The following is an 11,772-nucleotide window of genomic DNA, read 5'->3' on the forward strand; positions in this document are numbered from 1 at the left end:
GGGCATGTCGCCCGCGCCCAACAAAGGAGACTGCAATGATCAAGCTTGCCCCGAGATACCAGCTGCTGGTGGGCCTTGCGCTCGCTGCGCTGCTGGCCATGACCCGCGGACAGCACTTCGCCAGCGTCAACCTGCCCAGCGCGTCCTGGGCGGTGTTCTTTCTCGCCGGTGTGCTCGTACGGCCGAAGTGGATGTTTCCGGCGCTGTTTCTCGAGGCTTCGCTGCTCGATTTCGCCGCCATCCAGTGGGCGGGTGTGAGCGACTGGTGCATGTCGCCGGCCTACTGGATGCTGGTGCCGGCCTACGGTTCGCTGTGGTTGGGCGGGCGCCTGTATGCCCGCTGGCATCGTGACCAGTTCAGCAGTCTGGCGACCCTGGCCCTGTGCGTGATGGTCAGCGCCTTCGTCTGCTACCTGTTCTCCGGCGGCGGCTTCCTCTATTTCTCCGGGCGCTACCCCGAGCCGAGCCTGATGCTGCTGGTCGACCGAATCGCCACCTACTACCCGCGTTACCTGTCGTCTCTGGCGCTGTATGTCGGCGTCGCCGCGCTGCTGTTCGTCGGCCTGCGCGCCTGGAGCGCCCAGCGCGGCGAGGCGCGGGCATGAGCGAGTCGAGCGAACGCGACGAACGCCACAAGGCGCGCATGCAGCGCAAGAAGGCGCTGATGGACGAGAAGATCGCCGAGGCGCAGGACGAGTACGGCCTGCTGCTGGTGCATACCGGCAACGGCAAGGGCAAGAGCAGCTCGGCCTTCGGCATGCTGGCGCGAGCGCTGGGCCATGGCATGAAGGTCGGCGTGGTGCAGTTCATCAAGGGCGCGGCCAGCACCGGCGAGGAGGCGTTCTTTCGGCGCTTTCCGGACGAGGTGCGCTACCACGTCATGGGTGAAGGCTTTACCTGGGAAACCCAGGATCGCCAGCGCGACATCGCCAAGGCCCGCGAGGCCTGGGCGGTGGCGGCCGAGTTGCTGTCCGATCCCGAAATCGGCCTGGTGGTGCTGGACGAACTGAACATCGCCCTTAAGTACGGCTACCTGGAGCTCGCGCCAGTGCTTGCCGACATCGAATCACGGCCGCTGCTGCAGCACGTGGTGGTCACCGGCCGCGGCGCGCCCGCCGGACTGATCGAGGCGGCGGACACCGTCACCGAAATGGGCCTGATCAAGCACGCGTTCAAGGCCGGAGTAAAGGCGCAGAAAGGCGTTGAATTCTAATGCTCTCGTTCGCCATGCGCCGGGGCTTGCGTCAGCGCCGATTGCCGCACTGGACGTACTGCTGCGCGGCGCTTCCTTGCGCGCACATGGGCGAAACGAGATGAGTCGCGATGAACAGCAGGAGAGACCGCGATGACCAGTAGAAACTGCCCGGCGCTGTTGATTGCCGCCCCTGCATCCGGCCAGGGCAAGACCACCGTCACCGCGGCTCTGGCGCGGTTGCATGCGCGGCAGGGCAAGCGCGTGCGGGTGTTCAAGTGCGGGCCGGACTTTCTCGACCCGATGATCCTCGCGCGTGCCAGCGGCAAGCCGGTCTATCAGCTCGACCTGTGGATGGTCGGCGAAGAGGAGTCGCGGCGCCTGCTCTGGGAAGCGGCGGGCGAGGCCGACCTGATCCTGATCGAAGGGGTGATGGGCCTGTTCGATGGCGCGCCCTCGGCGGCCGATCTGGCGCGGCGCTTCGGCGTGCCGGTGCTGGCGGTCATTGATGGCTCGGCCATGGCGCAGACCTTCGGCGCCATGGCGCACGGGCTGAGCAGCTTCCAGCCGGACCTGCCGTTCGCCGGCGTGCTGGCCAATCGGGTCGGCAGCGCACGGCATGGCGAGATTCTGCGCGACAGCCTGCCGGAATCGATCCGCTGGTACGGCGCCCTGCCGCGCAGCCTCGACGTGGAGCTGCCGAGCCGCCACCTCGGGCTGGTGCAGGCCGAGGAGCTGGCCGATCTCGATGCGCGCCTCGATGCCGCGGCCGATGCACTCGCGCAGAGCGCGGAAACCGAACTGCCCCCGGCCGTCAGCTTTGCGGCGCCGACTCGCGTTTCGCTGGAGCCGCTGCTGGCCGGCGTGCGCATCGGTGTGGCGCGCGATGCCGCCTTCGCCTTTCTCTATCAGGCCAACCTCGACCTGTTGCAGGCGCTGGGTGCCGAACTGCTGTTTTTCTCGCCGCTGCGCTTTGCCCGCCTGCCCGCGGTGGACAGCCTGTACCTGCCGGGGGGCTACCCCGAGCTGCACCTGCGTGCACTGTCGCGCAACGGACCGATGGCCGAGGCGATCCGCGCGCATCATGCAGCCGGCAAACCCATCCTGGCCGAATGCGGGGGGATGCTCTACCTGCTCGACGGGCTGACCGATCGCGGCGACGAGCGAGCCGAGATGCTCGGCCTGCTGCCCGGCGAGGCGCGCATGCAGCAGCGCCTGAGCGCACTGGCGCTGCAGGAAGTGGAACTGCCGGAAGGGCGATTGCGCGGCCACACCTTTCATCATTCGACGCTGGAATCGCCGCTGCAGCCGCTGGCCCGCGGCGAGTGTCCGAACTACAAGCGCACCGCCGAGGCGGTCTATCGAAGCGGGCGGCTGACCGCGTCCTACATCCATTTCTACCTGCCGTCCGATCCGCTGGCGGCCGCGGCGCTGCTCAGGCCATGAGTGCACACGCCTTCAGCGCCGAGGAGCGCGCCGCGGTCTACCGCGCCATTGCCGAGCGCCGTGACATGCGCCATTTCGCGGGCGGCGAGGTAGCACCGGAGTTGCTGTCGAAACTGCTCAACGCTGCGCACCAGGCACCCAGCGTCGGCCTGATGCAGCCGTGGCGTTTCGTTCGCATCACCTGTCCGACACGGCGTCAGGCCATCGCTAATCTGGTGGGCGAGGAGCGCCAGCGCACGGCCGTGGCGCTGGGCGAGCGGTCCGCCGAGTTCCTGCGGCTCAAGGTCGAGGGCATCGAGGACTGCGCCGAACTGCTGGTCGCCGCGTTGATGGATGGCCGCGAGGGGCACCTTTTCGGCCGCCGCACCCTGCCGGAAATGGATCTCGCCTCGCTGGCCTGCGCGATCCAGAACCTGTGGCTGGCCGCTCGCGCGGAAGGCCTGGGGATGGGCTGGGTGTCGCTGTTCGATCCCTTGGCGCTGGCTGCGCTGCTCGGCATGCCGGAAGGCGCCAAGCCGGTGGCGATCCTCTGCCTCGGCCCGGTGCACGAATTCTACCCGGCGCCGATGCTGGCGCTGGAGGGCTGGACGACGCCGAGGCCGCTGCAAGAACTGGTTTTCGAGAACGGATGGGGGGTGACATGAGCAAGGGGCCGCAGCGGATCGTCTGTCTGTCCACCGAGACCTGCGAAACGCTCTACCTGCTGGGCGAGCAGGCGCGCATCGTCGGCATTTCCGGTTTTACCGTGCGCCCGCCGCAGGCGCGCAAGGAAAAGCCCAAGGTCAGCGGCTTCACCAGCGTCAAGCACGAGCAGATCCTGGCCCTGAAACCGGACCTGGTACTGGGCTACTGCGATCTGCAGGCCGACATGCTCGCCGAGCTGGCCCGCGAGGGGCTGGAGGTGCATCTGTTCAACCAGCGCGACATTGCCGGCATCCTGCGCATGATCGAGACGCTCGGCGCACTGGTGCACGCCAGCGAGCGCGCGCGGGCGCTGACCGCCGAGCTCCAGGCCGGGCTGGACGTCATCCGCGCCAGCGCGGCCAGCTTGCCTCGCCGGCCGCGGGTGTATTTCGAGGAGTGGAACGAGCCGCTGATTTCCGGCATCGGCTGGGTCAGCGAACTGATCGAACTGGCCGGCGGCGAGGACTGCTTCGCCGAGCTGGCGCCGTTCAAGCGCGCCAAGCAACGCATCATCGAGGATCCGCAGGACGTGGTGCGGCGCGCGCCGGAGCTGATCGTCGGCTCCTGGTGCGGCCGCCGTTTCCGCCCGGAACAGGTGGCGGCCCGACCGGGCTGGCAGGCGATCCCGGCGGTACGCGATGGCCAGCTGCACGAGATCAAGTCGCCGGACATCCTCAACCCCGGCCCGGCGGTGCTGACCGATGGCGTGCGGCAGCTGCATGCCCTGATTCGCGCGTGCGCGGAGCGCCCGGAGTGAGCGTGTTCCTCAGCGTCATCGCGGCGCTGCTGCTGGATGCGCTGCTGGGTGAGCCGAAGCGGGCCCATCCGCTAGTGGCCTTCGGACGCCTGGCCGACCGCCTGGAACGGCATTTCAACGGTGCTGCGGGCCGTGGCTGGCGCAGCCATGGGGTAACGGCCTGGTGCCTGGCCGTGCTGCCACTGACGCTGCTGGCCTGGCTGCTCAGCCTGTTGCCGGGCATCGGCTGGCTGGCGGAGATCGTGCTGCTCTATCTGGCCCTCGGCCTGCGCAGCCTGGGCGAGCATGCGCTGCCGGTGGCCCAGGCGTTGTGGCGCCACGACCTGCCCGAGGCGCGTCGGCGGGTGGCCTTCATCGTCAGCCGAGACACCAGCCAGCTGGATGAAGAGGGCGTGGCCCGTGCCGCCACCGAGTCGGTGCTGGAGAACGGCAGCGATGCGGTGTTCGCCGCGCTGTTCTGGTTCATCGTCGCGGGTGCGCCGGGTGTGGTGCTGTACCGCCTGAGCAACACGCTGGACGCCATGTGGGGCTATCGCAACGCGCGCTTCGAGCGCTTTGGCTGGGCCGCGGCGCGCATCGACGATCTGCTCAATTACGTGCCGGCACGGCTGGTCGCTCTGACCTATGCCTCGCTCGGCCGGACCCGTCGCGCGCTGCGTTGCTGGCGTACCCAGGCGCCCTTGTGGGACAGCCCCAACGCCGGCCCGGTGATGGCCGCAGGGGCCGGTGCGCTGGGCGTGGTGCTGGGCGGCGCGGCGATCTATCACGGTGAACTGCACGCCCGGCCGGAGCTGGGCCGGGGCGGTGCCCCGCAGGCGCGGCATATCGAACATGCGCTGGATCTGGTCTGGGCCGGTGTCGGCGTCTGGCTGCTGGTGCTGCTGTTCGGAGGCTGGCTCTATGCTTGAGCACGGCGGTCGGCTGCGGCTGGCCGCGCAGCGCCACGGAATCCCATTGTCGGACTGGCTGGACCTGTCCACCGGCGTGGCGCCCTATCACCCGGACCTGCCGACCATCACCAGCGATGCCTGGGCACGCCTGCCGGAGCCCGATGATGGGTTGGACGCGGCGGCGCAGCAGTACTACGGGGCACGCGCGGTGCTGCCGGTGGCCGGCTCGCAAAGCGCCATCCAGGCCTTGCCGCGCCTGCGCGGGCCGGCGCGGGTCGGCATCGTCTCGCCTTGTTACGCCGAACACGCCAAGGCATGGCGGCGTGCCGGTCACCGAGTTGTCGAGCTGTGCGAAGCCAGCGTGCCACGGGCGCTGGATCAGTTGGACGTGCTGCTGGTGGTCAATCCGAACAACCCAACCGGGCAGCTGATCGCAGCGCAGCGCCTGCTGCAATGGCGCAGCGCGCTGGCGACCTACGGGGGCTGGCTGGTGGTGGACGAAGCGTTCATGGACTGCACGCCCGAGCACAGCCTGGCCGCGCACAGCCATCTGCCGGGGCTGGTGGTGCTGCGCTCGTTCGGCAAGTTCTTCGGCCTGGCGGGTGCGCGATTGGGCTTCGTGCTGGCCCATGCCGGTGTCCTGCGTGCGCTCGCCGAACTGCTTGGCCCCTGGACGGTGAACGGCCCGACGCGTCAGCTCGGCCGCCAGCTGCTGGCCGACCAGATCGGGCAGCAACGGCAGCGTGAACGCCTGCACGGCGATGGTCAGCGCCTGGCCGAGCTGCTGCGGCGACATGCGCTGACTCCACTGGGAGGCTGCGCCCTGTTTCAGTGGTGGGTCGCTGCCGAAGCCGCGCAGTTGCACGAATTTCTCGCCCGCCGCGGCATCCTCACTCGGCTGTTCGCGCAGCCATCCAGCCTGCGTTTCGGGCTGCCGACCGACGCCGGTTGGCAACGTCTGGACCATGCACTGCAGGCCTATCGGGAGCAACATTCATGACCACGCTGATGGTGCAGGGCACCACGTCCGACGCCGGCAAGAGCACGCTGGTGACCGCGTTGTGCCGCTGGCTGGCGCGCCAGGGTGTCGCGGTGGTGCCGTTCAAGCCGCAGAACATGGCGCTCAACAGCGCGGTGACCGCCGACGGCGGCGAAATCGGCCGTGCCCAGGCGGTACAGGCGCAGGCCGCCAACCTTGCGCCGCACACCGACATGAACCCGGTGCTCCTGAAGCCCAACAGCGACATCGGGGCCCAGGTGATCGTCCATGGCCGCGCGGTGACCAGCATGGATGCCGCTGCCTACCACGACTACAAACGCGTCGCGTTGCAGGCCGTGCTCGACTCGCACCGGAGGCTTTCTGCGGCGTATCGCGTGGTGATGGTCGAGGGCGCAGGCTCGCCTGCGGAAATCAATCTGCGCGCCGGTGATATCGCCAACATGGGCTTCGCCGAGGCGGTGGACTGCCCGGTGATCCTGATCGCTGATATCGACAAGGGTGGGGTGTTCGCACACCTGGTCGGGACCCTGGCGTTGCTCTCGGAAAGCGAGCAGGCGCGCGTGCAGGGCTTCGTCATCAACCGGTTTCGCGGCGATATCGCGCTGCTGCAACCGGGGCTGGACTGGCTGGAGCAGCGCACCGGCAAGCCGGTACTGGGCGTGCTGCCGTACCTGATGGATCTGCACCTGGAGGCCGAAGATGCCATCGATGTGCGCCAGGCCGGCAAATCCGCCGAGGTCCTGAAGGTGGTGGTGCCGGTGTTGCCGCGGATCAGCAACCATACCGACTTCGATCCGCTGCGCCTGCATCCGCAGGTCGATCTGCAATTCGTCGGACCCGGCCAGCCCGTTCCCTCCGCGGACCTGGTCATCCTGCCCGGTTCGAAAAGCGTGCGTGCCGACCTCGCCTGGCTGCGTGCCAACGGCTGGGAGGCGGCGATCCAGAAGCACCTGCGCTACGGCGGCAAGCTGCTTGGCATCTGCGGTGGCCTGCAGATGCTCGGCACGCGCATTGCCGATCCGCTCGGGCTGGAAGGCCCAGCGGGAGAAAGCGCCGGGCTTGGTCTGCTGGACTTCGCCACCGTGCTCGAAGCCGACAAGCAGCTGCGTACCGTGCAGGGCCGGCTGCTGCCGGAAGCTGTGCCAGTCACCGGCTACGAGATCCATGCCGGCGTCAGCACCGGGTCGGCCCTCGCGCGGCCCGCGGTGCAGCTGGACGACGGCCGCAGCGATGGCGCCATCAGCGCCGATGGGCAGATCCTCGGCACCTACCTGCACGGCCTGTTCGAAAGTCCCGATGCCTGCGCCGCGCTGTTGCGCTGGGCGGGGCTTGAAGCAGTGCAGCAGGTCGACTACCACGCGCTGCGTGAGCGCGACATCGAGCGGCTGGCCGATCTGGTCGAGACGCATCTGGACACCGCGAAGCTGCGCCGATTCTGCGGACTGGGAGGCTGACGATGCTGGAACTGATCCTAGGTGGTGCCCGCTCGGGCAAAAGCCGCTTTGCCGAACGTCTGGCTGCCGAAAGCGGCCTGGCGGTCACCTATATCGCCACCAGCCAGGCGCTGGATGGGGAGATGAGCGCGCGCATCGCCCATCATCGGCAACGGCGCCCGGTGCACTGGTCGCTGGTGGAGGAACCGCTGCAGCTGGCGCGGGTACTGCGCGAGCAGGCCGCGCCGCAGCGCTGCCTGCTGGTCGACTGCCTGACTCTCTGGCTGACCAACCTGCTGATGCTGGACGACGCGGCCCGCCTCGCGGAGGCGCGTGATGCGCTGCTCGAGTGTCTGCCTGAGCTACCGGGGCGGATCATCCTGGTCAGCAACGAGACGGGCCTCGGCGTGGTGCCGCTGGGCGAGCTGACCCGTCGTTACGTGGACGAGGCCGGCTGGCTGCACCAGGCGGTGGCGGATCGGGCGCAGCGGGTGACCTTCATGGTCGCCGGGCTGCCCATGACCCTGAAGGGAGCACAGTGATGCAAGAGTGGTGGAACGAACCCTGCCGGCAGCCGGACGAAGCCGCGCGTATCCGTGCCATGGCGCGCCAGGATCAGCTGACCAAACCGCGCGGCGCGCTGGGCCAGCTCGAGGCGCTGGCGGTGAACCTGGCGGCGCTGCAGGCATGCGACCGGCCCGCCGTCGAGCGGCTGCACCTGTGCGTCTTCGCCGGTGATCACGGCATGGTCGAGGAGGGCGTTTCCGCCTATCCGCAGGCGGTCACCGGGCAGATGTTGCACAACTTCGTCGCCGGTGGCGCGGCACTCTCCGTGCTGGCGCGGCGGCTCGGCGCAGTGCTGGAGGTGATAGACCTCGGCACCGCGGAGCCGCTGGAACTGGCCGGTGTCACTCATCTGCGATTGGGGCCGGGTACGGCTAACTTCACCCGCGAGCCGGCCATGAGCGAGGCACAGCTGGATCAGGCGCTGGCGGCGGGGCGGAGCAGCGTCCAGCGCGCAGCGGCGAATGGCGTGCAGCTGTTCATCGGCGGCGAGATGGGGATCGGCAACACCAGCAGCGCCAGTGCCCTGGCCGCGGTGCTGTTGCCGCGCTCACCGCTGACCCTGGTCGGGCCGGGGACGGGCTTGGATGTACCCGGCGTTCGACACAAGGAACAGGTCATCCAGAGCGCCGTGCGGCTGCATGCCGGGCATTGCGGCGTGCCGCTGGAAGCCCTGCGCCGGCTTGGCGGCTTCGAAGTGGCGGCGTTGACCGGCGCCTATCTCGCCTGTGCTCAGCAGGGTATCCCGGCGCTGGTGGACGGCTACATCTGCAGCGTCGCGGCGCTTTGCGCGGTGCGCCTGAACCCGGCGTGTCGGGCCTGGCTGCTGTTCGCCCATCGCTCCGCCGAACCGGGGCACCTGGCTGTGCTGGAGGCGCTCGAAGCGGCGCCGCTGCTCGATCTGGGTCTGCGTCTGGGGGAGGGCAGCGGTGCGGCGCTGGCGGTACCGCTGCTTCAGCAGGCGTGCGCATTGCACAATGAGATGGCCACCTTCGCCGAGGCGGCGGTGGCGGACCGGCCGGCATGAGCACGCGCATCGACCTGCTGCGTCATGGCGAGACCGAGCGGGGCGGCGGCTTTCGCGGCAGCCTTGACGACGCCCTGACCGCTCACGGCTGGCAACAGATGCGCGATGCGGTGGCGCTTGCCGGCCCCTGGGACGTGCTGGTCAGCTCGCCGCTGCAACGCTGCGCAGCTTTCGCCCGCGAGCTTGCCGCCGAACGTAGGCTGCCGCTCCGCATCGAGCCTGAGTTGCGCGAGCTGCATTTCGGTGCCTGGGAAGGGCGCAGCGCCGCCGAGCTGATGAGCACGGATGCCGAGGCGCTGGGACGCTTCTGGGCCGATCCCTACGGTTTCACGCCGCCTGGTGGCGAGCCGCTGCTGCGGTTCGAAGCGCGCGTGCTGGCGGCCATCGAGCGCGTGCGCCTGCATTTTGCCGGCCGACGCGTGCTGGCCATCGGTCACGCCGGGGTGATGCGCCTGCTGCTGGCGCAGGGGCGGGGATTGCCGCGGGAGCGGCTGCTGGAAGTGAACGTGGCCCACGGTGAATTGCTGCCGCTCAGTCCTTGTCCGGCGGGCGAACCCGCTGCCCTGGACAAATAGGTGTGTCGATGCTGCCGCTGTTGATCGCCCTTCAATTTCTCACCAGCCTGCCAATCCGGTTGCCTGCCATGCCTACGCCGCGGCAGCAGGGCCGTTCGTTGCTGCATTATCCCGCGGTGGGCCTGTTTCTTGGCGCGCTGCTCTGGCTGGCGGTGCTGCTGCTGGAAAGTGCATCGCCACTGCTGCAGGCGGCATTGCTGCTGGCGCTGTGGGTCGCATTGACCGGCGCACTGCACCTCGATGGTCTGGCTGACAGTGCGGACGCCTGGCTCGGCGGCTTCGGCGACCCGGCGCGTACGCTGGAGATCATGAAGGACCCGCGCAGCGGCCCGGTGGCCGTGGTGGTGCTGGTGCTGCTGCTGTTGCTCAAGTTCAGCGCCCTGCTGGTGGTGGTGCAGGCGCAGCAGCCCGCCGCGCTGGTCCTGGCGCCCCTGCTCGGGCGCGCGGCGCTGCTGGCGCTGTTTCTCTGCACCCCTTATGTGCGCCCGAATGGCCTCGGCCAGGCACTGGCGGCGAACCTGCCGCGCAGCGGGGCCTTGATCGTGCTGGCACTGGTCGTTATGGGTTGCGTGCTGCTCGGCGCCACCGGCTTGCTGGCCCTGACGCTGGCCGGCGTGACCTTTCTGCTGGCGCGTCGCGCCATGCTCCGCCGCCTCGGTGGCACCACGGGCGATACCGCCGGTGCGCTGCTGGAGCTGGTGGAATGCGCCGTGCTGGTCGGGTTGGCGTTGCAGCTTTAGCCCTCGACCGTCGCGCGACGGTCGAGCACGGGAGCATGCTGGGCCATCAGCTCGACGACCCAGTCGATGAACACCCGCAGCTTGGCGCTGACATGGCGATTCGGCGGAAACGCCAGGTACAGCGGCATCGCATCGAGTTGCCAGTCCTCCAGCAACGGCACCAGCTCGCCATTGGCCAGATGCGTCTTCACCATGTAATGCGGCAACCAGAGCACGCCCAACCCGGCCAGCCCCGCGGCCAGACAGGCGTTGCCATCGTCCACCGCGAGCACGTAGCGGCCATGTACCCGGATGCGCTCGTGCTGCCGCTGCATGACGTACGGCGTGGGCTTGCCGGTGCGTCCCCAGAGAAAGCCGACCACGCGGTGATGGCTGTTTTCCAGTTCGCTTGGGTGGCCCGGTACCCCGGCACGCGCCAGATAACTCGGCGCCGCGTACACGCCCAGGCTTAGGTCGCCGACGCGGCGGGCGATCAACGACTGGTCGGTGAGTTCGCCGCCGCGCACGACGCAGTCCACGTTCTCGCCGATCAGGTCCACCCGCCGATCGCTGACGCCCATGTCCAGCTGGATGTCCGGGTACCGGGCATGAAACGCCGGTAACTCCGGTATCAGGATCATGCGTGCCAACGGGCTGGGCACGTCGACGCGCAGGCGTCCCCTCGGCAACGCCGCAGCGGCGGACAGGCCGGTCTCGGCGTCGTCCAGGTCCGCCAGCAGGCGCAGCGCCCGTTCGTAAAAGGCGGCGCCATCGGCGGTGACGTTGACCCTGCGCGTGGTGCGGTTGAGCAGGCGGACACGAAGCCGAGCCTCCAGTTGCTGGACCTGCTGGGTCACGCTGGTCTTGCTGATGCGCAACGTTTCCGCAGCCTTGGTGAAGCTGCCGGTTTCCACTACGCGAACGAAGGCCTGCATCGCATCGAAACGGTCCATCGTCACTCCAGGATTGTTTGGTTTGAGCAAACAGTGTTGAGCGCACTCGCGCGTTTATCCAGTGTTCGTCGAGTTCTACAGTGAGTTCTCACTTGAACGGGTCGCCTCGACCCTTGCTGGAGGTTTGCACATGACACAGCGTGACGTTGTTTTTCCGCCGGGACGCCAGGCGCTCTACGAGCACAACCGCTATTCACCGGCCATCCGCGCCAATGGCCTGCTGTTCGTCTCCGGGCAGGTCGGCAGCCGCGAAGACGGCTCGCCAGAGCCTGAGCTGGAGGCACAGGTCCGGCGCGCCTTCGACAACCTGAATGCGATTCTCGAGGCTGCAGGCTGCACCTTTGAGGATGTCATCGACGTCACGGTGTTCATGGTCGATCCGCAGGCGATCTTCGAGCGGGTCTGGAACCTGGTGGTGTCCGAGTACTGGGGGCAGGCACCGCATCCGACGGTTACCGCCGTGGGCGTGACCTGGCTCTATGGCTTTCAGTTCGAGATCAAGGTCATCGCCAGGCTGCCAGATGCGGCCTGA

14 protein-coding genes are annotated in these 11,772 nt (G+C 68.5%); 13 read left to right on the forward strand and 1 reads right to left on the reverse strand.

Annotated features, from left to right (window positions below):
- The first annotated feature begins 35 nt into the window (after positions 1-35).
- The 12 genes from ACVRRC_RS07195 (at position 36) to ACVRRC_RS07250 (ending at position 10,308) form a co-directional block, all read left to right on the forward strand.
- Positions 36-605: a hypothetical protein gene (locus tag ACVRRC_RS07195; RefSeq protein WP_053528121.1), complete on the forward strand. Its 570-nt coding sequence runs from the start codon at positions 36-38 to the stop codon at positions 603-605.
- The gene (gene cobO / locus ACVRRC_RS07200) at positions 602-1,213 is read left to right on the forward strand and encodes a cob(I)yrinic acid a,c-diamide adenosyltransferase (protein ID WP_011912469.1); all 612 of its coding nucleotides are present in this window, start codon (positions 602-604) and stop codon (positions 1,211-1,213) included. The genes ACVRRC_RS07195 and cobO overlap by 4 nt, the downstream gene beginning before the upstream one ends.
- Positions 1,214-1,345: 132 nt before the next feature.
- The gene (locus tag ACVRRC_RS07205) at positions 1,346-2,638 is read left to right on the forward strand and encodes a cobyrinate a,c-diamide synthase (protein ID WP_017244694.1); all 1,293 of its coding nucleotides are present in this window, start codon (positions 1,346-1,348) and stop codon (positions 2,636-2,638) included.
- Complete coding sequence (gene bluB, locus ACVRRC_RS07210) at positions 2,635-3,282, forward strand: 5,6-dimethylbenzimidazole synthase (RefSeq protein ID WP_017244693.1); 648 nt, start codon at positions 2,635-2,637, stop codon at positions 3,280-3,282. The genes ACVRRC_RS07205 and bluB overlap by 4 nt, the downstream gene beginning before the upstream one ends.
- Positions 3,279-4,079 carry a cobalamin-binding protein gene (locus tag ACVRRC_RS07215; RefSeq protein WP_014596135.1) on the forward strand — a complete coding sequence of 267 codons (801 nt, stop codon included), beginning with the start codon at positions 3,279-3,281 and terminating at the stop codon, positions 4,077-4,079. Before bluB ends, ACVRRC_RS07215 begins: the two co-directional genes overlap by 4 nt.
- Positions 4,076-4,987, forward strand: coding sequence for an adenosylcobinamide-phosphate synthase CbiB (gene cbiB, locus ACVRRC_RS07220; RefSeq protein ID WP_472996799.1), 912 nt, complete (start codon positions 4,076-4,078; stop codon positions 4,985-4,987). The genes ACVRRC_RS07215 and cbiB overlap by 4 nt, the downstream gene beginning before the upstream one ends.
- Positions 4,980-5,969 (forward strand): threonine-phosphate decarboxylase CobD, encoded by a 990-nt coding sequence (cobD, locus tag ACVRRC_RS07225; RefSeq protein WP_313288307.1) that lies wholly within the window; start codon positions 4,980-4,982, stop codon positions 5,967-5,969. The genes cbiB and cobD overlap by 8 nt, the downstream gene beginning before the upstream one ends.
- Positions 5,966-7,423, forward strand: a complete 1,458-nt coding sequence (locus tag ACVRRC_RS07230; protein WP_243364136.1) for a cobyric acid synthase — start codon at positions 5,966-5,968, stop codon at positions 7,421-7,423. Before cobD ends, ACVRRC_RS07230 begins: the two co-directional genes overlap by 4 nt.
- Before the next feature lie 2 nt (positions 7,424-7,425).
- The gene (gene cobU / locus ACVRRC_RS07235) at positions 7,426-7,944 is read left to right on the forward strand and encodes a bifunctional adenosylcobinamide kinase/adenosylcobinamide-phosphate guanylyltransferase (protein ID WP_045157696.1); all 519 of its coding nucleotides are present in this window, start codon (positions 7,426-7,428) and stop codon (positions 7,942-7,944) included.
- Complete coding sequence (gene cobT / locus ACVRRC_RS07240; protein ID WP_472996800.1) at positions 7,944-8,993, forward strand: nicotinate-nucleotide--dimethylbenzimidazole phosphoribosyltransferase; 1,050 nt, start codon at positions 7,944-7,946, stop codon at positions 8,991-8,993. The genes cobU and cobT overlap by 1 nt, the downstream gene beginning before the upstream one ends.
- On the forward strand, positions 8,990-9,568 hold the full coding sequence (cobC, locus tag ACVRRC_RS07245; protein ID WP_313288314.1) for a histidine phosphatase family protein: 579 nt from the start codon (positions 8,990-8,992) through the stop codon (positions 9,566-9,568). Before cobT ends, cobC begins: the two co-directional genes overlap by 4 nt.
- An 8-nt stretch (positions 9,569-9,576) precedes the next feature.
- Positions 9,577-10,308, forward strand: coding sequence for an adenosylcobinamide-GDP ribazoletransferase (locus tag ACVRRC_RS07250; protein WP_125459674.1), 732 nt, complete (start codon positions 9,577-9,579; stop codon positions 10,306-10,308).
- Here ACVRRC_RS07250 and ACVRRC_RS07255 read toward each other — a convergent pair.
- Positions 10,305-11,240, reverse strand: coding sequence for a LysR family transcriptional regulator (locus tag ACVRRC_RS07255; protein WP_125872424.1), 936 nt, complete (start codon positions 11,238-11,240; stop codon positions 10,305-10,307). The genes ACVRRC_RS07250 and ACVRRC_RS07255 overlap by 4 nt on opposite strands.
- A gap of 130 nt (positions 11,241-11,370) precedes the next feature.
- Here ACVRRC_RS07255 and ACVRRC_RS07260 point away from each other — a divergent pair, with 130 nt between their 5' ends.
- Positions 11,371-11,772: a RidA family protein gene (locus ACVRRC_RS07260; protein WP_013982199.1), complete on the forward strand. Its 402-nt coding sequence runs from the start codon at positions 11,371-11,373 to the stop codon at positions 11,770-11,772.

Source organism: Stutzerimonas sp. LR2, assembly GCF_055755175.1.

Bases quoted from the DNA above. Each gene is read 5' to 3' on its own strand.
- ACVRRC_RS07195 (WP_053528121.1), top strand. From the start codon at position 36: ATGATCAAGCTTGCCCCGAGATACCAGCTGCTGGTGGGCCTTGCGCTC.
- cobO (WP_011912469.1), top strand. From the start codon at position 602: ATGAGCGAGTCGAGCGAACGCGACGAACGCCACAAGGCGCGCATGCAG.
- ACVRRC_RS07205 (WP_017244694.1), top strand. From the start codon at position 1,346: ATGACCAGTAGAAACTGCCCGGCGCTGTTGATTGCCGCCCCTGCATCC.
- bluB (WP_017244693.1), top strand. From the start codon at position 2,635: ATGAGTGCACACGCCTTCAGCGCCGAGGAGCGCGCCGCGGTCTACCGC.
- ACVRRC_RS07215 (WP_014596135.1), top strand. From the start codon at position 3,279: ATGAGCAAGGGGCCGCAGCGGATCGTCTGTCTGTCCACCGAGACCTGC.
- cobD (WP_313288307.1), top strand. From the start codon at position 4,980: ATGCTTGAGCACGGCGGTCGGCTGCGGCTGGCCGCGCAGCGCCACGGA.
- ACVRRC_RS07230 (WP_243364136.1), top strand. From the start codon at position 5,966: ATGACCACGCTGATGGTGCAGGGCACCACGTCCGACGCCGGCAAGAGC.
- cobU (WP_045157696.1), top strand. From the start codon at position 7,426: ATGCTGGAACTGATCCTAGGTGGTGCCCGCTCGGGCAAAAGCCGCTTT.
- cobT (WP_472996800.1), top strand. From the start codon at position 7,944: ATGCAAGAGTGGTGGAACGAACCCTGCCGGCAGCCGGACGAAGCCGCG.
- cobC (WP_313288314.1), top strand. From the start codon at position 8,990: ATGAGCACGCGCATCGACCTGCTGCGTCATGGCGAGACCGAGCGGGGC.
- ACVRRC_RS07250 (WP_125459674.1), top strand. From the start codon at position 9,577: ATGCTGCCGCTGTTGATCGCCCTTCAATTTCTCACCAGCCTGCCAATC.
- ACVRRC_RS07255 (WP_125872424.1), bottom strand. From the start codon at position 11,240: ATGGACCGTTTCGATGCGATGCAGGCCTTCGTTCGCGTAGTGGAAACC.
- ACVRRC_RS07260 (WP_013982199.1), top strand. From the start codon at position 11,371: ATGACACAGCGTGACGTTGTTTTTCCGCCGGGACGCCAGGCGCTCTAC.